The organism is Streptomyces sp. NPDC007983 (assembly GCF_042958345.1).
GTDB lineage: Bacteria > Actinomycetota > Actinomycetes > Streptomycetales > Streptomycetaceae > Streptomyces.
The window spans coordinates 186,873-207,161 of sequence record NZ_JBIBJI010000004.1; the positions used below are offsets into that span (position 1 = coordinate 186,873).

The following is a 20,289-nucleotide window of genomic DNA, read 5'->3' on the forward strand; positions in this document are numbered from 1 at the left end:
TCACACCCTCTCTCGCAGCCCGCCGTCCTCACTGCCCTCGTCCGCCCACTCGACGAAGGAGGAGAGCTGTTCCTCCCGCTGCACCCCGCGCAGACGGTCGACGATGCGCTGGCTCCGCCACGCCAGCAGGCTCAGATTCTTGTCGGCGAGGCCACGCTGGGCGGGGGCCCCGTTCTGGATGAAGATGTTGCGGTCCTCGGGCCCGTCCCAGCGCAGGGCATAGGCGCGGTCGACTTCGTACTCGCCGTCCTCGCAGACGAGCCGGTGCGCCAGGGGGGCCAGCAGTTCCAGCAGTCTGCTGCGGAAACCGGTCGACCAGATGATCACGTCGGTCGTCACGTGCTGGGGTTCGCCGGGCCCGTCCTTGTTGACCGCCGTCAGCTCCCACCCGGTACCGGCCCGGGCCACCCCGGTGATCTCCCGGTTCGGGTACAGCCTGATCAGGCCGGGCGAGCGGGCGATGAACCGGTGGTGGTAGGTCCGCTGGTAGATCGCGCGCAGCGTCGACTCGGAGATGCCGTCGCTGGAGAGGACGTTCTCCTCGCTGATCCGTTTACGGGTCGCCCGCTCCAGGCCGTAGAAGTACTCCGAATAGCACGGCATGTAGAAGTCGTTGGTGAACGGTGAGTCGTCGATCGGCAGGAAGTTGCGGCGCCGGGAGAACCACGAGACACGGCTGGGCAGTTCGCCCCTCTCACGGGAGATGAGGTCGAGGAACGCCTCGGCGCCCGACTGCCCGCCCCCCACGACCACGACGCGCTTGCCACCGAGACCGACGGCCTTGTCGACGAAGTCGCACACATGGAACTGGCTGGGCGCCTTCCAGAGCTGACCGGTCGGCGGAATCCACGGCTGACTGCCGACGCCGACGGAGATGTTGTCCGCGGTGAGTACCCGCTCGTCGGTGCGCACCTGGAACACGCCGTCGAAATCGACCGACCGCACTTCCTCACCGAACACGACGTTCTTCATGCGCCAGCTCGCCCACTCCAGGTAGTTGCGGAACTCCTGCCGCGGCACGGCGTCGAACTGGGCGTTGAGGAAGTGATAGATGCGTCCCTGGTCGTGCAGATAGTTCATGAACGAGAACTTGCTGGTCGGATCAGCCAGGCTGACGAGATCCTTCAGCACCGACACCTGCAGCGAACTGCCCGGCATCTGCTGGCCGTCGTGCCAGCCGAAGGATTCCTTGCGGTCGAGGAACAGACTGGGCAGCTCCCGGTGCGGATACAGCAGGGCGGCCAGGCTGAGATTGGCCGGACCGACACCGATACCGAGGAGACCGAAATGTTTGTCGGTCATAGTTCGACGCCCCCGTTTCCGGTCGAGGACTGCATGACGATGCCGCGCGTCTCGGGCCTGAGCCGTATTCGGGTCATACGAGCTGCCCTTTCAGGACGGGGATGCGGGCGTTGGGCGAGGGGCGGTAGCCCTCGTGGGAGGGCACCGCGGTCACCGCGGTGGCCACGCCGACGGTGATCGCGGTGGCCACGGCACGGCCGGGACACGTGTGGGCACCCCGGCCGAAGGTGAAGACCTGTGGATCCGTCCGGCCGGGACGGAACACGTGGGGATCGGGGTTGGCCAGCGGGTCACGGTTGGCGGCGGCGAGCAGCAGCAGGATCGCCGCACCCGCCGGGACCTCCTGGCCGGCGATGGTGGTCGCGGTCGCCACGAACCGGCGCGTGTTCTGGATGGGCGCGTCGTGCCGGGCCACCTCGGAGACGAAGGCCGGCAGGTCCTCCGGTGGCCGTCCGTGGCGCGCCAGCGCGAGCAGGGTGTTGCCGACCAGGCCCGCCGTGGCCTCGTAGGTCTGCGACAGCAGGCCGATCACGTTGGCAAGCAGCGCGGCGGTCCTTGTCCGGTCGTCGCGGGCGGCCAAGCGGACCAGCTCGCCGATCAGGCCGCCACTTCGGGCGCACAGTTGAGGGGCGAGCAGGTCCAGCAGCCGTGCCGCCGCGGCCGCCGCGGCGGCCTGGTCCTCGGCGGTGGCCGAGGCGGGAACGCACCGGACGAAATCGCCGATGAGCCGGGCCGCTTCGGCCGAGATGCCCTCGTCGAGGCCGAGCAGCGCGGCCACGACGCGCCCGGGCACACCGAATTGGAGGTCCGTCCAGTCGGCTGCCCGGCCCGCCTGCTCGGCGGCCAGCGCGGCGACCTGCTCCTCAGCGACGGTGTCGAGCGCCATGCGCAGGACGCGCTTGCGCCGGACCTGCGGGGCACCGTCGGTCATCCGGACCAGCTCGCCGAACACATCACCGGCGGGGGTGCCGAGAATGCCGCCCGGCACCGGCTCGGTACTCGGCCGGACCTGGCAGGCCGGGTCCGCGAGCACCTCGGACACCGCCGACGCGCCGGCCGCCACCCACAGCCCGCTGCCGGTGTCGTAGCCGAACGGCCGGTGGGCCACCAGGTTGGCGTAGTACGGATACGGATCGGGGTGGGTGGCCGCCGCACCGGGCGTCGCGGGAAGTGGCTGCGTCATGATCCCCCTCGACGTGTCCGGTCCGGATCGATCGCCGACGCGATGACCGCCTGCTGCACTTCCGACGCCCCCTCGTAGATCCGCAGCGACCGGATCTGCCGGTACAGCCGCTCCAGCAGGCTGTCGCGTACCAGCCCGGCCGCGCCGAAGATCTGCACCGCACTGTCGACGATCTCCTGCGCGGCCTCGGTGGCGTAGAGCTTGGCCACCGCCGAATGCCTGGCGTATCGAGGGCCGCCCTGGTCGATGTCCCAGGCCGACCGGGCCACGAGCAGCGCGGCCGCGTCCAGCTTGACCTCCATATCGGCGCAGGCGGCGCGCACCGTGGGCAGGTCGAACAGCTTCCCGCCCAGCATCGGCCGGTCCCGCGCCCTGGCCACCGCCGCGTCGGCGGCCCGGCGGGCGAAGCCGAGCGCGGCGGCGCCGACGGTCATCCGGAACCGGTCGAGGACCTCTATCGCGACGGGAAACCCGCCGCCCCGCACGCCGAGCAACGCCTCACGCGGCAGCGGGCAGTGGTCGAGGACCAGGTGGCCGAACGCGCGCGGGGCGATCATCGGAACCGGCTCGACGCGCAGGCCGGGTGTGGTCGCGGGCACCAGGAACGCGGTGAGCCCGAGCGCGCCCGGACCGGGACCGGTGCGGGCGATCACCGTATACACGTCGGCGACCCCCGCGTTGGCGATCCACGCCTTGCCGCCGTTGAGCACCCAGCCGTCCTCGGTCTCGCGTGCGTCGAGACCGATCGCGGCGACATCCGAACCCGCCGACTCCTCGGACACCGCGAAGGCGCCGCACAGCGTGCCCGCGGCCAGCCCCGGCAGATACCGGCGGCGCTGATCATCGGTCCCGAAACGGCGGATCGGGGTGGCCGCCAGGGCCTGAATGGAGAACGCGTAGTCGGCGAGATCCCCGCGGTACGCCAGGGCCTCCCGGGCCAGGCACAGCGCGCGGTAGTCATCGGGACCGCCGTCGAGGAACGCCAGCCAGCCCGCGTCGCCGAGCGCGCGCAGGATGCGCGGGCCGGCCGCTTCCGGCTCGCCGTCACCGGCGAGCAGCTCCTGGTGCTCCTCACACCACGTCCCCAGGCGCTGGGCCAGATCGCGATGGTGGTCCTCGTACAGGGGCAGCGCGAGGATCCGGGTGTCGAAGGTGCTCGGGGAGTCGGTCAAGGCCATCAGATGACCACCTCGACCGATTCGTGCCGGGCGAGACCGGCCACCAGTTCGTGCTCGATGAAGTACGCGAACGAGGCATAGCCGCGCCATACGCGCCGCCAGTGCGGCGGCACCGCGTCGGCTCCGGACAGCTTGGCCACGTCGTGCAGATACGCGATGATGATCTCGGCCGACTGCCGCGCATGGCCTGCGGAGAGGTTGTCGATGGAGAGATGCGCCTCCTCGTAGGCGACGTCGAATCCGTAGCGGCGCAGCTTCTCCATCTCGTGCATGCGCATGGTGCCGAGCCCGAACATCTCGATGCCCAGGTTGTAGCCGAGGATCTCGTCGTAGAACGAGTCCGGGAACAGGGCGAGGCTGAGCTGGAACAGAGAGAACCCGTAGAGGTGATCGGGCAGTTCGTCCTGATCGAGAAACGCCGTGTCGCGGATGTGCGGCACCTCGATGCCCAGGCTGGAGAGCACCTGGTAGATCAGGGTGATGTGGTTCTTGGTGATGTCACCGCGGCCCATCTCGTCGGCGTAGATCGAGTAGAGCATGCCGTCGCTGCGGCGGGTGTAGCGGCCCGTCGCGCCGATCCGGTGGGCCCACGCACCGTCGATCATGCTGCCGAGGCTGAAGGTTTTCTGACCGAAGATCACCTCCTCGCGGTCCGGGATCTCGCTCAGCGGCCGGTACGAGTCGACCAGCTTGTCCCAGTAGATGCGGTCGACGCGCTCGTTCAGCGCCGCGGGCGAGTACTCGAACCAGCTCGCGTCGGTGAGGACGCCGTCGCCGCCATGCTCGAACAGGATCTCGGCGCGGGCGAGTCCTTCCTCGGCGTTCGAGCGGGCGACGGCCAGGGTGTTGGGATAGTTCTCGATGTTGACGAGGCGGTGCAGGAACGCGCGGTCGTCGCCGCGGGTGACGGTGCGGAACTCCACCTCGGGTGGGGGCGCGGCGATCGCCTCTGCGAGCGCATCCGCATGGTGGTCACCGGCCGTGTTCGGGGTGAGTTCGATGGCGGGCGGGTCTCCAGCGGCGATCGCCTCGGCCCACTGCTGGAAGGTCGCCGCCTCGTGCGCGTCGAAGATGCCGAACATGGGGCCGCCGAACTTGATGGCCCGCAGGAACCGGCACCCGCCGTCACGGGGCTTCAGCTGGGGTGAAGCCCGTAAGTCGGCGATGAACCCGGCCAGGTCGAAGTCGGGGTCGTGGAACCGCTCGGTGAGCGGCTTGCCGCCGACGCGGACGTCGCGGTGCTGCTTGCCCGCGAACGGTGCGTGCCGGGCCACGATCCGCGCGACCCGCGCGTCCAGGGAGAGACCCGCATGCCACTCGGCGACGCCGGCGAGCAGGCGCGCGTGGTCCGCTTCCATCGCCAGGGTGCGGGCGACAGCGGCGTACAGCCTGCTCCTGACCGGCGGCGGGGCGAGCGCGAGGTAGTCGGCGAGGGTGGCCCGCAGATCCGCTTCGGCGAGCATGGGCCGCGTACCGAGCAGCAGCTCATCGACGCCGAGCGCGGCCATGACGTAGTGGGTGCCGACGACCTCGGGCAGGTACGTCGCGGGCATCCTGGCCAGACCGAGGTAGTAGGCGCCGTGCCACGCCGTGAGGGGCCGGGCTTCCGCCTGGCGCAGGAAGTCCGGCGCCATGACGTCCGGCAGGAACACCTCCATGGCTTCCAGCGCCTGGCCCCGCAGTTGCTGCAGCCCACGCCGGGGGTTGCCGCCGCCGCGCCAGACGAACTGGTGGCGCACCAACTGATTGACGACCAGGCCGGGCTGGGTGACCGGCTGGGAGACGGCGTCGAGCCAGCAGCCCCCGATCAGTGCCAGCGGTGCGCGCTGGGCCAGTACGGCGCCGCGCACGCGGGGATCGGCATCGCGCAGCGGGCGCAGCAACTCGGTGATGCGGCAGCGCATGCGGGCCGTCCGTTCGGCGATGCCGTCGGCGGTCCGCTCACCGGTGTCCTGGGCGTCTTGTGCTTCGTGGGCGTCCGGCGTTCCCGGGGCACCGAGGAAGCCGTTCAGGACATGGCGGGCGAGGAGGAACACCACCTCGGACTCCTGGTCGCCGACCAGCCGGCGGTAGACGGCCTCGGGGCCCTCGGCGATCACCTCGTCGGCCGTCGCGGCGGTGGCCGGATCGAACTCGGATGTGGACAGGGGCGCTACGACGAACGTGTCGGGCAAGGCGAAAGCGGACATGGAAACCTCCGGACACTGTCCTCAGGCTGTTCAGCTCGTGGCAGAGGCGGGACGGTGCAGCAGCATGGCGGCGCGGGAACCTGGGACGCTCGTGGCGAGCAGGTAGTGCCCACCCGGCTCGGTGCGGCGGTCGACGAGATTGATCAGCGGGTCGGCGGCGAAGCAGTGGCCGGTCCGGGCGGTGTTGGTGGTGTCGAGCTGCGCGGGCGTGAAGCCGGCCAGGCGTTCTTTCATCACGACGATCGGGATGAAGAGATTGCTGTGCACCACGCCGGCCAGATCGCTCGGGGTGAGTCCGTGTCGGGTGAGGAGGGTGTCGTTGACCTGTCGCGACAAGTCCGCGCTGATTTCGTTGCCCCAGTCCAGTGCCCGGGTGTCCTGTGCTCGGGCCGAGCCCAGGATCTCGTAGTCGCCCGGCCGCGCGGTGACCAGGCAGCCGGCGGCGCCATCGCTGAAGAGGGCGAAGTTCTCCATGCGGGCGGACTCCGTGGCGCAGCGGTCCGCGGTGATCACCAGGACGTTGCGGTAGATGCCGGACCGGACGAAGGCCTCGGCCACGCCGAGCCCGGTCACCAGATTGGTGCACCGGTTGAGGGTCAGGCCGACGAAGGCGCAGTCCAGGCCGAGGCCGCTCATGATCGTTTCCATGAAAGCGCCGTGGGTGTGCGCGTCGCCGGGGAACCGCGTCGAGCACAGCACCAGGAAATCCACTTCCGCGGAGCCGACGATCGCCTTCCCGGTCTCGACGATCAGGTCCTCCAGCGGCTTCTCGGTACGGTGGACCTTGCCCCAGCCCCACAGCCGCGCGTCGGGCTGCATGCCGTACTCGCGAGCGCGCGCGTCGAAGCCGGGGATCGCGTGGTGGTCGAGCTCGATCTCGCCGAGCAGGTAGGCGGGCGCGGTGAGGTGAGCAGAAGTCATGAGCCGCCCAGGAGAGTGTTGGATTCGGCGTAGCCGAGCGCGTACTTGGCGAAGCCGAATGTGCCGGACCCCGCGAGTTCGGCCGCCGCGTCGCGCACCGCGGTCAGCGCGACCCGCGGCAGCGCCGAGCCGAGGCTGATCCGGCAGACGCCGAGGGCGCCCAACTCAGCGACCGACCGGTCGAGAACGGGACCGGCGGCGAGCACGTTGACCGGCTTGTCGAGCGAGGAACAGACGGCCTTGACCGCCTCGAGGTCCGGGAGCGCCGGCGCGTAGAGCACGTCTGCGCCGGTCTCGGCGAACGCCTGCAGTCGGCGGATGGTGTCGTGGAGGTCCGGGCGTCCGCGGAAGAAGTTGTCGGCCCGGGCGGTCAGGGTGAAGGGAAACGGCTGCGCCCGGGCAGCCTCGACCGCGGCGGCGACGCGGTCGACCGCGTCCCCGAACGCGCGGACCCCCTCGCCCGTGTCGCCTGTCGAGTCCTCGATCGACCCGCCGACCAGACCCACCTCGGCGGCCCGCCGGATCGTCTCGGCGACGTCCTCAGGGCTGTCGCCGTACCCATCCTCCAGGTCGGCGGTCACCGGCAGGTGAGTTGCCTCGACGATCGACCTCGCGTTGGCCAATGCCTCGTCCCTGCCGACCAGCCGGGCGCCGTCGGGGCGGCCCATGCTGAAGGCGAGGCCGGCGCTGGTCGTGGCGAGCGCGGAGAAGCCGAGGCCGGAGAGCAATCGAGCGGTTCCGGCGTCCCATGGATTCGGCACCACGAAGGGGCCCGTTCGGTGCAGTTCGGCGAACACGACGGCCTTGCTCTGTCGGTCGATCATGCCTTCCTTTCCCGGTCGCCACCCGGATCTAAATCAGTTCGACGGGTAGCTCTTCCACCACGCGGCGGATTACGTCGGTGACCGCTTCCGGATGTCGCTCGAAATAGAAATGACCGCCCTCGGACCAGTGCGTCTCGGGCTTGACGACACACTCGGAAGACCAGTCCGCCAGATCATCACGATGGACCAGCGGATCATCGGCTCCATTGATCAACGAGATCCCGAACGGCAGTGCGGGAGCGGGGCGATATCGATACCCCGAGACCATGATGAAATCAGCCCGGACGTCGGGCAGGATGAATTCCTGCAGCTCCGGATCGGCAACGATCTCCGGCCGCAATCCCCCGTAGAGTGCCAACGCCTCGGTGAGGCTCTGTCCGTCGAGCCCCGCCACCTCGACCATCCGCGCCGTGGGGTGCAGGGCCGGCGCGACACAGCCGGAAGCGATCAGGTGCGCGGGGCGATCGCCGAGCCTGCGGCCCACCTCGAAGGCGACCAGTGCGCCAAGGCTGTGGCCGAACAACAGAAACGGACCGGTGTGGTGCGCGGCGATCCGCTCGGCGACCTGATCGCAGACCGTCTCGATTTCGGTGCGCTCGGGCAGAGTGACCGCGACCAGGGCGGTCACTCCAGCCAATGCCTCCTGCCACTCGATGAACGCCTGCGCCCTGCCACCCGCATGGGCAAAGCAGTAGGTACGGGGCCACTCCGATGGCACGGCGCGCGCCATGTCGAACCATGGTTCCATCGGCTTTCCCCTCTTATATCGACTCCAGGCAGACAGGGTCACCAAGCGGATGGTGAACTCGCGCAAACCCCTACATGTCGACGGCAGCTGATGAGGAGATCAACTAGCACGCTGATCATATTGTTTGCTACGTCATGCACTTGTCAAGCCTGAGTAACCCGTCCCGTAAATCTTCGAAGAAGTATGGCGATCATGAATCCAGCCATGGCCAAAGCGTCACAGTTTTCTGGCTGCAGAGATTCAGCCATGATTGAAAAGCCGGGGATTCGGTCCTGCCAAGCGGCGCGAGGCCGGGAAATCCAAGCCACCGACGGCTCGATCGGGGCGGGCGACCGCCACGGCCGACCGGCCCCCGTCCCGGCGGGCGTGGTCCGCACTCCTCACCATGATTCAGTAACACCCATACGTCGGCCACTTCGCTGGCCGAATACAGCACTTGACCGAAGCGGAGGACGCCAAGGGTGACGCGGACAGCGGCCCGCGACCGGGCCACCGCCGCCACCGGTGCTGACTAGCGCCAGAAACCGGCCACTGCCAACGCCGCGGCCAGGCCCTGGGCGTGGCCGGCACGGGCAGCGGACTCCCGCACCGAGGGGTCGAGCAGATCCGGGCCGATCGCCGATGCCGCGACGTCGTCCGGGCGGATCACCGAGACTTCCGATCCTCGCTCACGCAACACGGCGACCTGATCGTCGAGGTCGGTGTTGCCGGGAACGGCCATGACCTGAAGCACAAGGATCTGGTCGCACCCCGCGGCGAGGTCGGCGTTCTCCCTTGTGCGGATCTCGCCGTCGATGTAGCGCCTCCCGTCGATCGCGACCGGCGGCCAGGCTCCTGGCGCCGCACAGCTCGCCGCCACCGCGTCCACGAGGTCAACGCCCGCAGCCGAGTCGAACACCCGCTCCGCCCCGGTTTCCGCGTCCACCGCCACGATCTTCAACTCCGACCGCGGCCAGCAGTGCGAGGGCAGCCGGGCCTCGATCACCGCCCGCCGCTCGGCTTCCGCGACGGTCGGCGCCGCCAGCGCCATGGCGCCGATCCGGCGTCGTACGTCAAGGGCGTCCGCGGCGCCATCGTGGGCTTCGAGAAACAGGTCCATCCGCTCCTCGGTGTCGAGGACGGACAGCAGTTCAGGTGCCTGGAGCGCTGGATCGACCTGGCGGTCGAGTAATTCCCTGAGCGGAGTGCCACTGGTGATCTGCGCGGCCACCGTCGCCCCCGCCGACGTACCGACGATCACGTCCGCGTCCAGGACGTCGACGTTCCCCTCGAGAAGGCCGGCCAACAGGCCCGTCTGCCACGCGATTCCCGCCACACCACCGCTGCCGAGTACCAGCCCACGTCGGATCATCTGCCGATGATACGTCCAGGCCACAAGAAGTCCGGCTCCTCGGCACCCTCCCCGCCACACCGGACCGCACCTCTGAACCTTCACGGCCCGCCCCGTACCCGGACCTTGACGCCGTGGCGCCGAGGGTCAGACCAGTCACGTGCTTGGCACATTATTTCTTGCGCCGGGATTCGCTCCGCACAGACCATCGTGGGATCCGGCCCCACGGGCCCTCGGTAGCCTCCACGGGTGATCGGTCGTACGGGTGGTGTTGACGATGACGACGCGCAGGTGACCGCGCGAGCCGCTTGGGCGGCGGCACGGCCTGCCGGGGCGGACGCGCTTCTGTGGGCGGTGCTGATGGCGGTGGGCGTCCTCTGGTACGCGGACCGGGCCCGGTCGTCCCTGGCGACGGGGCTGTTGCTGCCGGCCTTGGTGCTGGCGGTGGCGGTCCCGGGCAGCCGCAGGCGGCCCAGCGGCGCCGTGTTCCTCGTCAACGGACTGTGCGCGCTGGGCCTGGCCTCACCTGACACACCGGCGAACGCCTACCTGCTGTCGCTGGCCGTCCTGTCCTGTCTGCTCGCCACCAGGTCCCTCGACACCAGAGCCGCCCTGCGCGTGTGTTCGGCAGCTGCATGGCGGTGGACCTCGGGCTGTGCGCCGTACTGCGGGCGGGCGCCGTTCACTGGTTCTACGCCGTGACGCTGCTGCCTGCGGCCATGGTGCTGCCCTGGCTGATCGGCCGCTACTGGCACGCCCGGCAGGCCCTGGTGCGCGGCGGCTGGCAACGCGCGCACAGCATGGAGAGGCGGCAGGGCCATGTCGCCGAGCAGGCGCGCCTGAGGGAGCGGACCAGGATCGCTGCCGAGATGCACGACTCCCTCGGGCACGAGCTCAGCCTCATCGGCTTGCGCGCGGGCGCTCTGGAACTGTCTCCGACCCTGTCGGGCCAGGACCGGAAGGACCTCGCCGAGCTGCGGGTGATGGTCTCGGACGCGGTCGGCCATCTACGGGACGCCATCGGGGTGCTGCGCGAGAGCCCCGCGCGGAGCGGGCACCTGAGCCGGTGCCGACGCACGGGCCTGTTGCCGCCTCGGTGGAATCGCTGGAGCAACTCGTCGGGCGCGTGCGGGAGTCGGGTGTCACGGTGGAGCTGCGCCGAGACGGTGAGGGCGCTCTACCGCCGCTGGTCGACCGGGCGGCGTACCGCGTGGTGCAGCTCATGTCTGCCGTACTGCTCGGCTACCAGCTGTCCACCTGCGTGCTGCGGCCTGCGGACTTCGCGGCACTCAAGGTCGGCGCCGAACGAGACGGCTACGCGGCGGCGTTGCCCCCCGAGTCGTTCCGCTACCCGTCCGACCGCATGAGGGCTGAGCCCATGCCCGCCGGCTCCACCTGCGAGTTCTACCGGTCCAACATCAACCTCCTGGAGCAGGTGGACGTGTACAGGCTCTGCTGGTCGGACGGCCGGCTGGTGGCCAAGGACGTGTTGCCGGGCGTGCCGGGCGCCGTCTGAGCGATCGCGCTCGCTCTCGATCTGGATCCGCTCACCGTTCCTCGCCGCAGCCGGTGCCGAGGGACGTCTGTACGGGGAGCAGGTGTGGGCGTTTGGCGGTGCGGCCGTCACCGGTTGAGCGGCCGCGTAGGCGCCGGCCGATCCAGGGGCCGAGGAAGGCGGCGGCCCAGCGCAGTTCCGCGGCGGTGGCCCTCCATCCGGTGGGGGAAGGCGTGACGGGAGGGGGCAGGGGGTGTGTCCAGTCGTCGTTGCTGTTCGGGAGGGCGATGGCATGGGCGAGGGCAGCGGCGATCCGCTGGTGGCCGAGGGGGCTGGCGTGAAGCCGGTCGGGGCTCCACAGGCGGGGGTCGGTGACCACCGGGTGGTGGCCGGTCTCGGCGACGGTGACTCCGTGGCGACGGGCCGCGCGACGGATGCGCGCGTTGAGGGCCGTGGCGCGGGAGGTGAGTGGCCGGGCGAGCGGCGCGATGCGCGCGGGGTCGGGGAAGGTGAGGGTGGCGACGCGGGCTCCCTGAGCGGTCAGCGCGGCGAACATCGCCTCCAGGTGGCCCGCGACCTCATCGGCGTCGAACCCTGGCCGCAGCAGATCGTTGACCCCGGCGACGACGGTGGCCAGGTCGGGCCGGAGTGCGAGAGCGGGGGCGAGTTGCTCCGCGTGGACGTCGCGGGCCAGGCGCCCCCGTACGCCCAGATTGGCGTACGTCACCGCGGGGTTGTGGTGGGCGAGGTGTTCGGCGAGCCGGTCGGCGAACCCGCGCAGTCCTACGGTGTCGTCGCCGTCGCCGACGCCCTCGGTCTGGCTGTCGCCCAGGGCGACATAGCGCAGGTAATGCGGTTCAACGTGGGGCATCGGTGCCCCCTCTCTCCCGAAGGATGGCGACCGTGCGTTCGCACCAGTCGTGGTTGCCCTGCTCGAAGGCCAGGCCGCGCAGGCAGGTGAGGTAGGGGCCGATGCGCTCGCCGTGGCGCAGGAACTCCTCTTCGGTGCGGTCGCCCCGCATGCCGCGCAGGAGCTTGCCGAACAGGTCGATCTTGGCCTGGGCGAGGGTCGCGCGCTCGGTCAGCCGTGCGATCAGCGTCTGGACGTCGACGTGGTCGGCGGCCTGGACCTTGACGACCAAGTCGTCCCGCAGGAAGGACGGTTTGGCGGCGGTGGCCGTGAAGCGGTCGAGCTCGGCCAGGCCGGCGTCGGTGACCTGGAACAGGCGCTTGTTGGGCCGGGTGTCCTGAACCACTTCGCGGCCCGTGATCAGACCGTCCTTCTCCAGTCGCGTCAGCTCCGCGTACACCTGCTGCGGCTGCGCGTGCCAGAAGTTCGCCACACCGAGGTCGAACGCCTTGACCAGCTGGTACCCGCTCAACTCCTCGTCGAGTAGCGCCGCGAGAACCGCGTGCCGCAACGCCATCGGCTCTCCTCCCCTTGCGTCTGTCCCTCTTGCGTCCGTCCCCGGACCCGCCTCATCATACTCATGAATCTGACTAGTCATATTCATGAGTATGGAGTGAGAGTCATGACCACAGCCGCACGGTTCCGCGCCGCCGTCGACAACCGCGACCTGGCAGCCTTGGAGGACCTGTTCACCGACGACATCCGCCTCTACAGCCCCGTGAAGTTCACCCCCTTCGAAGGAAAACCCATGGTGCTCGGCCTCTTCGGAGTTCTGCTGCGTACCTTCGAGAACTTTCGCTACATCGGCCGCCACGACGGCACCGCCGAGACGAGCGCCGACGGCAGCGCCTCCTCCTCGGTGGTTCTGCTCTTCCGGGCCGTCGCAGGCGGCAAGGACATCCACGGCATCGATCTGCTGCACTTCGACGACGCCGGCCGGATCAAGGAGTTCACGGTCATGGTCCGGCCACAATCCGCCGTCCACGCCCTGGGCGAGGCCGTCCTCGCCGGGCTGATCGCCGACGGGCTGCTTCCGGCCCCCGTCGACCGGTGAAGCGGGCGTCACGCGTCATGGCGTCGCAGTACGAACCGGCCGAGCAGATGCGCGGCGACCGTCCACGACGCCACGATCACGGCTGCCACCACCGTCGGGTACGGGGCGCCGCCGTCGCCCCGCATGAGGTACGTGCCGGCGGTCTGCGGCAGGTAGTCGTTGATCGCCAGCAGCACGTCGCCGCCCAGCCCCGTGAGCAGGCTGGGCACGGCCGAGATCAGGACGAAGAGGACCGTCAGCGCTCCCGCCGAAGCCCTCAGCGCGAACGACACCCCTACCGTCATGGCCGCGATCAGCGCACAGTACACGCCCATCGCCAGCGGCTGGGATACGGCCTTCGTGAGCTCGAACGTGGCGTGGCCGCCGAAGGGCACCCACGCCACGGCCATGCCCAGCAGACCGAAGAAGACTCCGGCGGCGAAGGCCACAGCCGCGCACACGAGCGCCTTGGCGAGCTGCACCCGGTGCCGGACCGGCACCCACAGCAGTGAGGTGCGCACGCTGCTCGTCGCATACTCGCTCGCCACCGTGACCATCGCCAGGACGATGACGGCGAACTGGACGACGAGCAAGGACATCACCGGTGCGTTGCCGACGGGCTGCGGCGGCTTGTCGTTGATGCGCGCGATGGAGCCGTAGTAGAAGGTGAAGACGGCAGTGATCGCCGTGCCCGCCGCCAGACACCCCAGCCGGTGAGCGAGGTCACCGACCTCTCCGGCGCTGCCGCCCTTGACGACGATCGCACCGTCGCCGGCCGATTCGACGCGCACAGAGGCGCGCCGCGCCAGATGGTCGACGAGTACGCGCAGCTCTTCGGGATCGGGGGCGTGCACGCGTACCGCAGCCTCGGAGCTTCTCGCCAGGAGCTCCGCCATGGGCTGGTCCGCGAGCAGCTTGCCCTTCCCGATGACGACGAGCCGGTCGGCGGTCAGTTGCATCTCGCTCATGAGATGGCTGGAGAGGAAGACCGTCCGGCCTCCGTCCGCTTGCGCCCGCACGAGTTCGCGCACCCAGCGCACCCCGTCGGGGTCGAGACCGTTGACCGGCTCGTCGAGGATGAGCACCTTCGGATCACCGAGAAGTGCCCCGGCAATCCCGAGCCGCTGGTGCATACCGAGGGAGAAGGCCCCGGCTGGGCGACGCGCCACCTTGGCCAGCCCCACCGTCTCCAGCACCTCGTCCGCGCGCCTCACGGGGATGCCATTGCTGCGGGCCTGTGCGAGGAGGTGGCTGCGCGCGGAGCGCGCCGGGTGCAGCGCCTTCGCGTCAAGGAGCGTTCCCACCTCACAGATCGGGTGGCGGAACGCGGAGTACGGCCTGCCGTCGATGAGCGCCTCGCCCTCGGAAGGATGGTCCAGACCGAGGATCATCCGCATGGTGGTCGACTTTCCCGCCCGTTCGGGCCGGTCACCGAGAGTCGCCACCCGGGTGATCAGTGGGCTGCGCACGGGTCGCATGACCGGCACGATGCCGCCCCGCCACCCGGTCGAACAGCTCACCGAGCGCGAGCACTCCGTCCTCACATTGCTCGGCTCGGGGCTGTCCAACGCCGAGATCGCCTCCCGCCTGCACCTGGTGGAGGGCACCGTGAAAGCACACGTCAGCGCAATCCTGGGCAAGCTGGGAGTGCGCAACCGCGTGGAGGCAGCGCTCGCGGCCTGGGAGGCGGGCCTGGTCGGCCGCGATGGCTAGCGCTGCTTGGGAGCCGCCGTAACGGTTGACCTCGCCGACCCGCTCGGCGTCTCGCGGACCCGGCCGTCCAACCACCTGGCCTGCCTGCGCGATTGCGGCCTGGTGGCCACCGTCCCGGGCGGCCGCCGCACCCGGTAAGTTCGGCCGGGGGTGCACTCCGCAGGATGACTGGCTCAGGCGGCGGCGAGGCCGGCCTTGAGGGCGGTGGCGATGCGCACGATGCGCTCGGCCTGGACCCGGGCGGCCTCGCGGGTGGTCTGGTCGACGGGGTTGTCGCCCTGTGCGTCGACGTGGGAGGTGCCGTAGGGATTGCCGTCGGCGAACTTGGCGGGGTCGGTGTAACCGGGGGCGACGACGATGCCGCCGAAGTGGTGGAAGGAGTTGTACAGGGCGAGCAGGGTGGACTCCTGACCGCCGTGGGTCGTGGCGGAGGAGGTGAAACCGCTGTAGACCTTGTCGGCGAGCTTGCCCTGGCCCCACAGGCCGCCGAGAGTGTCGATGAACTGCTTCAGCTGCGAGGCGATGTTGCCGAAGCGGGTGGGCGAACCGAAGATCACGGCGTCGGCCCATTCGATGTCGGCCGGGGTGGCCTCCGGGATGTTGGCGGTGGCGGCGGCGTTGGCCGCCCAGGCGGCGTTGGAGTCGATCGCGTCCTGCGGGGCCAGTTCGGCCGCCTTGAGCAGGCGGACCTCGGCGCCGGCCTTCTCCGCGCACTGGGCGATGTGCTGGCCGACCGCGGCGATCGTTCCGGTGGAGGAGTAGTAGACGACAGCTACCTTGATCGGGGTGCTCACGGCTGCGGTCTCCGTTCCGTTGGTGTCATTCGTTCGATTGCGGCTGAAGATGCCCATGTCAGATGCCATGCGTGGGGTCCATGCCCGCCGATCGAACACCAGTTGAACCGTAAATCATCGGCAGGGCGATCACACCCATGGAGTGACGGGAATAACCCTGCCCACTGTTTTGTATAACGTTCAACTACATGCCCGGGTCGGCACCTCCGGCCGTACGAACAGGAAGGACGGCACCATGGCCCTCCCCCTCGACATCCGGCGCGCCAACGAGCGCTTCCATACCCGCGCCGGCTGGCTCGACTCCCACCACTCCTTCTCCTTCTCACACCACCGGGACCCCAGAAACACTCATTTCGGGCTTCTGCTGGTCTCCAACGACGATGTCGTCGCCCCCGGCACCGGCTTCGAGACCCACCCCCACCGGGACATGGAGATCATCACCTGGGTCCTCGACGGCAGCCTCGTCCACCAGGACTCCGAGGGCCACAACGGGGTGATCTACCCCGGCCTCGCCCAGCGGATGAGCGCCGGCACCGGCATCCTTCACAGCGAGAAGAACGACTCCTGGACCCTGACCGGCCGGCCCGAGCACCACGACCCCGTCCACTTCATCCAGATGTGGACCATCCCCGACGAGTCCGGTATCCGCCCCGGCTACGAGCAGCTCGACATCAACGACGAACTCGCCCTCGGCGGCTGGACCACCCTCGCCTCCGGCATGCCCGGGCACGGCAACCAGCGCGCGATCGGCATCCGGCAGAAGCATGCCGCCCTGCACGTCGCTCGCATCCGCCCCGCCGAGACCCTGGAGATCGCGGCCGCACCCTTCGTCCACCTCTTTGTTGCGCGTGGCAGCGCCGAACTGGAGGGCGCGGGAGCACTGGCCACCGGCGACGCGGTCCGGATCACCGGCGCCGAGGGCCAGCGCGTCACCGGCGGCCCCGACGGCGCCGAGGTACTCATGTGGGAGATGAACGCCGCCATCTCCATGGGCTGACCCCAGCCCCGATCGAACCGAACGGATGGCCCGGGGCGCTTACCACAGGAAGGCTGTCTGCGCACCGCGCAGCCCGCGCGGTGCGTGGGCGACATCGACCCGCGATCACCCGTAGAGCGAGCGGGCTACCGGGCTGTTGCCCTTGAAGCGCTGACCCATGGCGATCTCATCGCCCACTACCGACCAGACGGTCTCGTCGTCCTGGAAAGGGAGCGGGTCGATGCTGCTCGTCTCCTCACGAATGCGATCGACCTCACCGTCCAGGCGCTCGAAGTCGGCTTCCTCCTCGTCCTCGTCGCCGCTGAAGGTGAACTCCTCGAGCAGGCGCTGGAGCCGGAGGGTGACCTGGACGAGGGAGGAGACGTCCGCGTGGAGCTCGATCACCGTCTCCTCGTCGGGGTCGACGGCGTACACCTTCCCGGACACGGGGTCGAGGGCGAGATGCGCGTTGAGCAGCCAGCCGATGACGGGCCAGTCAGCCGCGCCCTCCGCGGCGTCCTCGAAGTCCTCGAAGTCCTCGAAGTCCTCGATGCAGACGACGTCCTGGACGAGGGGCAGCAGGCCGTCGTGCTCGTCGGGCGGACGCAGCAGGAGCGTCCCCGTGGGGACGCCGACGGTCTGCAGGAGGCGGGCGCCCTCGGTGTCCGCGGTGGCGGGCGGGAAGGCGGTGGCGGGCACGGTCGCGATCCGGTCCTCGCCGAAGATGTCGACGAGGTCGCTGCGGGTGACGTCGAAAAGCACTTCCGGAACTCCGAACTGGGTGGCGGCACGGGCGCCGTGGGGCCCTTGGTGGACGGAAGCTGCCATAACGACAGCGTTGGCGGATGGGGGCGCTTCCGGCGACTCCGATTCCGCGGAGTCGCTGCCTCAAACACAGGTTCCCACCTCCTCGTACCAACGGCCCTGCCGGTCATGCGCGGTGTGCCACCATCAGAAACGGCGACCAAGGAGTCGCTCGAGACTCCTGGGACACCCGGGGAGCCGCCGGGCAGCCCATTCGGCCGGCACCGCCGTTGTCAGGCGCGCTGTGGCTGGTCCGCCGCCGACCACCCGATCAGCGCACCGCGCAGGGCTGCCACCAGGCGTGTGGCGGCTTCGTCCTCGGTGTGTCCGCTCTTGATGAGGTCGAGGATGTCGCGTGGGTCGAACAACGCGTTCCACAGGTACAGGGCTTCGTCGCCGAGATCTCCGAGGCCGAGCTCCCGCGTGGTCTGCCGCAGTGGCTCGGCGAGTGCTTCGGCCTGCGGGGTGAGGTAGCCGGTGTTTTCGCGCAGACGCTCGAGGTAGCCGCGGTGCGAGCGCATCTGCGCCATCGCGCCGCCGTGTTCGAGGACGAGGGACACCCAGTGCCGTGACACGGCGTCGAGCCTCGCCATGCCCCGGCTGGTCTGCCGGGCGCTGAAGTCCCGTAGCTGGGTGCCCACTTGGGCGCGGAAGGCGTGCAGGATCTCTTCGACGGAGGAGAAGTGGCGGTAGGCCGTCGCCGTGGACACCTCGGCGTGCTTGGCGATCTCGGCGAGGCTGACGGGCGTCGGCGAGTTCTCGAACAGCCGCGCGGCCGCCTTGATGAGGTGCCTGCGGTTGCGCTCGGTGTCACTGCGCATGGGGCGACTCCTCGTCGCGTTCGGGGCCGGGTTCATCGCAGCGCCGCGAGACCGTCGGCCAGCCTGCGGACACCCTCGACGATGGACTGCGGGCCGGCGGCGTACGACAGTCGCAGATGCTTCTCGCCGCACGCCCCGAACTCGCTCCCCGGCCGGACGGCGACGCCGTGCGACCGCAGCGCTGCGACGACCTCCACGGAGGGCAGGTCGAGGTCGTAGCGAGGGAACTGGTAGAAGGCCCCTTCCGGTGCGCTGAGGGTCAGGCCGGGAATCGCGGCCAGTTCGGCGCGCATGATCTCGCGGCGCTGTTCATACGCGGCGCGCATCCGGGCGACGTCTTCGTCGCAGCTCTCCACCGCGACGAGCGCGGCGTCCTGGATGACGGTGTTGACGGAGCCGTTGAAGGTGTTGTGGACGCGCGCGGATGCCTGGATGAGCTGCGACGGTCCCCAGAGGTAGCCGACGCGCCAGCCGGTCATCGCGTAGCTCTTGGAGAAGGTCTGGCAGTAGACGGTCCGCTCGCGCAGACCGTCGATCGAGGTCGCCGAGGTGAAGGGCCGCCCGGTGTAGTCGAGGTCGGAGTACGCCTCGTCGGAGATGACGATGGTGGGAGTGCCGTCGAGCAGGCCGGCGAGCGTTTCGAGTTCCTCGCGGCCGTGCACGATGCCGGTCGGGTTGACCGGGTTGCAGAAGACGAAGAGCTTGGCGCCGGTGAGGGCGTCGGCGAGCCGGTCGAGGTCCCAGTGCAGGTCCGGCGCGAGCGGGACGGGGACGACGGTGCCTCCGGCCATCGCGACCAGGTCGCCGTAGAGCGAGTAGGTGGGGTCGGGGACGACCACCTTGTCACCGGGGTTGACGATGCCGAGGATCGACGCGGCGAGCCCGGCGGTGCCCCCCTGGGTGATCAGGACGTCGGCGGCGGACGCCGGTGTCCCCGCGGTGGCGGTGAGCTTGGCGGCGAGGGCCTCGCGCAGGGCCGGTTCGCCGAGCAGCGGTGAGTAGTGGGTGCGTGCCGAGCGCAGCGAGGCGTGGGCCGCCTCGGTCACCTTCCGGGGTGTGTCGAAGTCGGGTTCGCCCATCGCGAGGGAGACGAGGTCCCCGCGGGACTGCGGTTGCTGCGTCCGGCGGGAGGCGGCCGCGATGCGGGCGACGGCGTCGGCGGCGTCGTACAGGGGCGGCTGCGTGGTGAGGGTGGGCGGCATACGTTCCTCCTGGTGGCGGGGTTGTCAGGCCTGCGGTGCGGGGTCGGCCGGCGCACCCGCCCGACGGCTGATCTCGAGGTCGGCGGAGACGTCGCGCTGCCGGGTGGGGGCGACGACGATCTCTTGGAGGACAACACGCTGGGGAAGGGCGACGGCCAGGCGGATGGCCTCGGCCACGTCCTCGGGCTGCACCATGTTGGCGCGCTCCTCCGGCGCCGGGGGCCGGGCGCGGTTGTCGAGGATGGGGGTGTCCGCTTCGCCCGGCAGCACGGTGATCGCTCGGAGCCCTTGGTTGCGGAAGGTGTTGTGCAGGAACGTCATGAAGTTGCGCACGCCGGCCTTGGCCGCGCCGTAGGCGGCTCCGCCGAGCAGGTTGGGGTTGACGGCGGCGAGCGAGGAGACGGTGACGATGGTCCCGGTGCCGCGGTCGAGCATGTCGGGCAGGACGGCCTGGGTGAGCTGGAAGACCGCGGTGAGGTTCACATCGAGGACCTGGCGCCACTCGTCGTGCGGGAGCCACTGCGGGTTGAGGACGGACGAGGCGCTGCCCGCGTTGTTGACGAGGATGTCGACCGGGCCGAGTTCGCTCCGCACCCGCTCCAGGACATGGGTCACCTCGTCCGCGCGGGTGATGTCCGCGGCGAGGGCGAGAGCGGTCCCGCCTTCGGCGCGGATGGTGGCGGCGACCGTGTCGAGCGCCTCCTGTCTGCGGCCGAGCAGTACGACGGCGGCACCGTCCCGGGCGAGCAGCCGCGCGGTTTCGAGCCCCATTCCGCTGCCGGCGCCTGTGATGAGCGCGGTCGTGCGGGGCGATGTCGTCACCGGTTCCTCCTCCATGTGCGATATGACATTCAGTGATATGAGAT

The 20,289-nt window shown here is 69.8% G+C and carries 19 protein-coding genes and 4 pseudogenes; 7 read left to right on the plus strand and 16 right to left on the minus strand.

Going from position 1 to position 20,289, the window contains the following annotated elements; genetic code table 11:
• The 8 genes from ACFZCY_RS14465 to ACFZCY_RS14500 form a co-directional block, all read right to left on the minus strand.
• The gene (locus ACFZCY_RS14465) at positions 1-1,302 is read right to left on the minus strand and encodes a SidA/IucD/PvdA family monooxygenase (RefSeq protein ID WP_391172455.1); all 1,302 of its coding nucleotides are present in this window, start codon (positions 1,300-1,302) and stop codon (positions 1-3) included.
• Positions 1,303-1,375: 73 nt separating this feature from the next.
• A complete protein-coding gene (locus ACFZCY_RS14470; protein WP_391172457.1) occupies positions 1,376-2,485 on the minus strand; it encodes a cytochrome P450 in 1,110 nt (369 codons plus the stop codon).
• Positions 2,482-3,663, minus strand: a complete 1,182-nt coding sequence (locus ACFZCY_RS14475; RefSeq protein WP_391172459.1) for an acyl-CoA dehydrogenase family protein — start codon at positions 3,661-3,663, stop codon at positions 2,482-2,484. Before ACFZCY_RS14475 ends, ACFZCY_RS14470 begins: the two co-directional genes overlap by 4 nt.
• Positions 3,663-5,852 (minus strand): iron-containing redox enzyme family protein, encoded by a 2,190-nt coding sequence (locus tag ACFZCY_RS14480; RefSeq protein WP_391172461.1) that lies wholly within the window; start codon positions 5,850-5,852, stop codon positions 3,663-3,665. The genes ACFZCY_RS14475 and ACFZCY_RS14480 overlap by 1 nt, the downstream gene beginning before the upstream one ends.
• Before the next feature lie 30 nt (positions 5,853-5,882).
• Positions 5,883-6,773: a 3-oxoacyl-ACP synthase gene (locus ACFZCY_RS14485; protein WP_391172463.1), complete on the minus strand. Its 891-nt coding sequence runs from the start codon at positions 6,771-6,773 to the stop codon at positions 5,883-5,885.
• Positions 6,770-7,597 carry an isocitrate lyase/phosphoenolpyruvate mutase family protein gene (locus ACFZCY_RS14490; RefSeq protein ID WP_391172465.1) on the minus strand — a complete coding sequence of 276 codons (828 nt, stop codon included), beginning with the start codon at positions 7,595-7,597 and terminating at the stop codon, positions 6,770-6,772. Before ACFZCY_RS14490 ends, ACFZCY_RS14485 begins: the two co-directional genes overlap by 4 nt.
• 28 nt (positions 7,598-7,625) lie before the next feature.
• Positions 7,626-8,345, minus strand: a complete 720-nt coding sequence (locus ACFZCY_RS14495) for an alpha/beta fold hydrolase (RefSeq protein ID WP_391172467.1) — start codon at positions 8,343-8,345, stop codon at positions 7,626-7,628.
• Positions 8,346-8,856: 511 nt separating this feature from the next.
• Complete coding sequence (locus tag ACFZCY_RS14500) at positions 8,857-9,696, minus strand: patatin-like phospholipase family protein (protein WP_391172468.1); 840 nt, start codon at positions 9,694-9,696, stop codon at positions 8,857-8,859.
• 228 nt (positions 9,697-9,924) lie between these two features.
• Here ACFZCY_RS14500 and ACFZCY_RS14505 point away from each other — a divergent pair, with 228 nt between their 5' ends.
• The 3 genes and pseudogenes from ACFZCY_RS14505 (at position 9,925) to ACFZCY_RS14515 (ending at position 11,191) form a co-directional block, all read left to right on the plus strand.
• Complete coding sequence (locus tag ACFZCY_RS14505) at positions 9,925-10,377, plus strand: hypothetical protein (RefSeq protein WP_391172470.1); 453 nt, start codon at positions 9,925-9,927, stop codon at positions 10,375-10,377.
• Positions 10,378-10,544: 167 nt separating this feature from the next.
• Positions 10,545-10,655: pseudogene (locus ACFZCY_RS14510) on the plus strand (hypothetical protein); the annotation flags it as partial.
• Positions 10,656-10,741: 86 nt separating this feature from the next.
• A complete protein-coding gene (locus ACFZCY_RS14515; protein WP_391173704.1) occupies positions 10,742-11,191 on the plus strand; it encodes a hypothetical protein in 450 nt (149 codons plus the stop codon).
• Positions 11,192-11,222: 31 nt separating this feature from the next.
• Here ACFZCY_RS14515 and ACFZCY_RS14520 read toward each other — a convergent pair whose 3' ends face one another.
• Positions 11,223-12,041, minus strand: a complete 819-nt coding sequence (locus ACFZCY_RS14520; protein WP_391172472.1) for a GDSL-type esterase/lipase family protein — start codon at positions 12,039-12,041, stop codon at positions 11,223-11,225.
• Positions 12,028-12,597: a helix-turn-helix transcriptional regulator gene (locus tag ACFZCY_RS14525; protein WP_391172475.1), complete on the minus strand. Its 570-nt coding sequence runs from the start codon at positions 12,595-12,597 to the stop codon at positions 12,028-12,030. Before ACFZCY_RS14525 ends, ACFZCY_RS14520 begins: the two co-directional genes overlap by 14 nt.
• A gap of 105 nt (positions 12,598-12,702) precedes the next feature.
• On the opposite strand from ACFZCY_RS14525, the gene ACFZCY_RS14530 reads away from it, so the two are divergent.
• Positions 12,703-13,134 (plus strand): nuclear transport factor 2 family protein, encoded by a 432-nt coding sequence (locus ACFZCY_RS14530; RefSeq protein ID WP_391172477.1) that lies wholly within the window; start codon positions 12,703-12,705, stop codon positions 13,132-13,134.
• A gap of 683 nt (positions 13,135-13,817) precedes the next feature.
• Here the strand turns inward: ACFZCY_RS14530 and ACFZCY_RS14535 are convergent.
• Positions 13,818-14,537 (minus strand): annotated as a pseudogene (locus tag ACFZCY_RS14535) (ATP-binding cassette domain-containing protein); the annotation flags it as partial.
• A gap of 4 nt (positions 14,538-14,541) precedes the next feature.
• On the opposite strand from ACFZCY_RS14535, the pseudogene ACFZCY_RS14540 reads away from it, so the two are divergent.
• Both ACFZCY_RS14540 and ACFZCY_RS14545 read left to right on the plus strand, forming a co-directional pair.
• Positions 14,542-14,826 (plus strand): annotated as a pseudogene (locus ACFZCY_RS14540) (response regulator transcription factor); the annotation flags it as partial.
• A 15-nt stretch (positions 14,827-14,841) separates the two neighbouring features.
• A pseudogene (locus ACFZCY_RS14545) lies at positions 14,842-14,961 on the plus strand (ArsR family transcriptional regulator); the annotation flags it as partial.
• A gap of 38 nt (positions 14,962-14,999) precedes the next feature.
• On the opposite strand, the gene wrbA reads toward ACFZCY_RS14545, so the two are convergent.
• Complete coding sequence (gene wrbA / locus ACFZCY_RS14550) at positions 15,000-15,620, minus strand: NAD(P)H:quinone oxidoreductase (RefSeq protein WP_391172479.1); 621 nt, start codon at positions 15,618-15,620, stop codon at positions 15,000-15,002.
• Positions 15,621-15,855: 235 nt separating this feature from the next.
• On the opposite strand from wrbA, the gene ACFZCY_RS14555 reads away from it, so the two are divergent.
• Positions 15,856-16,617 carry a pirin family protein gene (locus ACFZCY_RS14555; RefSeq protein ID WP_391172481.1) on the plus strand — a complete coding sequence of 254 codons (762 nt, stop codon included), beginning with the start codon at positions 15,856-15,858 and terminating at the stop codon, positions 16,615-16,617.
• A 105-nt stretch (positions 16,618-16,722) separates the two neighbouring features.
• On the opposite strand, the gene ACFZCY_RS14560 is transcribed toward ACFZCY_RS14555, so the two are convergent.
• The 4 genes from ACFZCY_RS14560 to ACFZCY_RS14575 form a co-directional block, all read right to left on the minus strand.
• Entirely contained in the window at positions 16,723-17,358 is a 636-nt protein-coding gene (locus ACFZCY_RS14560; protein ID WP_391173634.1) for an SUKH-4 family immunity protein, read from the minus strand.
• A gap of 275 nt (positions 17,359-17,633) precedes the next feature.
• Positions 17,634-18,221 carry a TetR family transcriptional regulator gene (locus ACFZCY_RS14565; protein WP_391172483.1) on the minus strand — a complete coding sequence of 196 codons (588 nt, stop codon included), beginning with the start codon at positions 18,219-18,221 and terminating at the stop codon, positions 17,634-17,636.
• A gap of 32 nt (positions 18,222-18,253) precedes the next feature.
• Positions 18,254-19,423 carry an aminotransferase class I/II-fold pyridoxal phosphate-dependent enzyme gene (locus ACFZCY_RS14570; protein ID WP_391172485.1) on the minus strand — a complete coding sequence of 390 codons (1,170 nt, stop codon included), beginning with the start codon at positions 19,421-19,423 and terminating at the stop codon, positions 18,254-18,256.
• 24 nt (positions 19,424-19,447) lie between these two features.
• On the minus strand, positions 19,448-20,245 hold the full coding sequence (locus ACFZCY_RS14575; RefSeq protein ID WP_391172487.1) for an SDR family NAD(P)-dependent oxidoreductase: 798 nt from the start codon (positions 20,243-20,245) through the stop codon (positions 19,448-19,450).
• Between the last annotated feature and the right edge of the window lie 44 nt (positions 20,246-20,289).

What these genes read in the sequence shown, in the direction of transcription:
- ACFZCY_RS14570 (WP_391172485.1), bottom strand. Translation starts at nt 19,423, where the DNA reads ATGCCGCCCACCCTCACCACGCAGCCGCCCCTGTACGACGCCGCCGAC.
- ACFZCY_RS14470 (WP_391172457.1), bottom strand. Translation starts at nt 2,485, where the DNA reads ATGACGCAGCCACTTCCCGCGACGCCCGGTGCGGCGGCCACCCACCCC.
- ACFZCY_RS14485 (WP_391172463.1), bottom strand. Translation starts at nt 6,773, where the DNA reads ATGACTTCTGCTCACCTCACCGCGCCCGCCTACCTGCTCGGCGAGATC.
- ACFZCY_RS14465 (WP_391172455.1), bottom strand. Translation starts at nt 1,302, where the DNA reads ATGACCGACAAACATTTCGGTCTCCTCGGTATCGGTGTCGGTCCGGCC.
- ACFZCY_RS14495 (WP_391172467.1), bottom strand. Translation starts at nt 8,345, where the DNA reads ATGGAACCATGGTTCGACATGGCGCGCGCCGTGCCATCGGAGTGGCCC.
- ACFZCY_RS14475 (WP_391172459.1), bottom strand. Translation starts at nt 3,663, where the DNA reads ATGGCCTTGACCGACTCCCCGAGCACCTTCGACACCCGGATCCTCGCG.
- ACFZCY_RS14525 (WP_391172475.1), bottom strand. Translation starts at nt 12,597, where the DNA reads ATGGCGTTGCGGCACGCGGTTCTCGCGGCGCTACTCGACGAGGAGTTG.
- ACFZCY_RS14490 (WP_391172465.1), bottom strand. Translation starts at nt 7,597, where the DNA reads ATGATCGACCGACAGAGCAAGGCCGTCGTGTTCGCCGAACTGCACCGA.
- ACFZCY_RS14565 (WP_391172483.1), bottom strand. Translation starts at nt 18,221, where the DNA reads ATGCGCAGTGACACCGAGCGCAACCGCAGGCACCTCATCAAGGCGGCC.
- ACFZCY_RS14480 (WP_391172461.1), bottom strand. Translation starts at nt 5,852, where the DNA reads ATGTCCGCTTTCGCCTTGCCCGACACGTTCGTCGTAGCGCCCCTGTCC.
- ACFZCY_RS14500 (WP_391172468.1), bottom strand. Translation starts at nt 9,696, where the DNA reads ATGATCCGACGTGGGCTGGTACTCGGCAGCGGTGGTGTGGCGGGAATC.
- ACFZCY_RS14530 (WP_391172477.1), top strand. Translation starts at nt 12,703, where the DNA reads ATGACCACAGCCGCACGGTTCCGCGCCGCCGTCGACAACCGCGACCTG.
- ACFZCY_RS14520 (WP_391172472.1), bottom strand. Translation starts at nt 12,041, where the DNA reads ATGCCCCACGTTGAACCGCATTACCTGCGCTATGTCGCCCTGGGCGAC.
- ACFZCY_RS14555 (WP_391172481.1), top strand. Translation starts at nt 15,856, where the DNA reads ATGGCCCTCCCCCTCGACATCCGGCGCGCCAACGAGCGCTTCCATACC.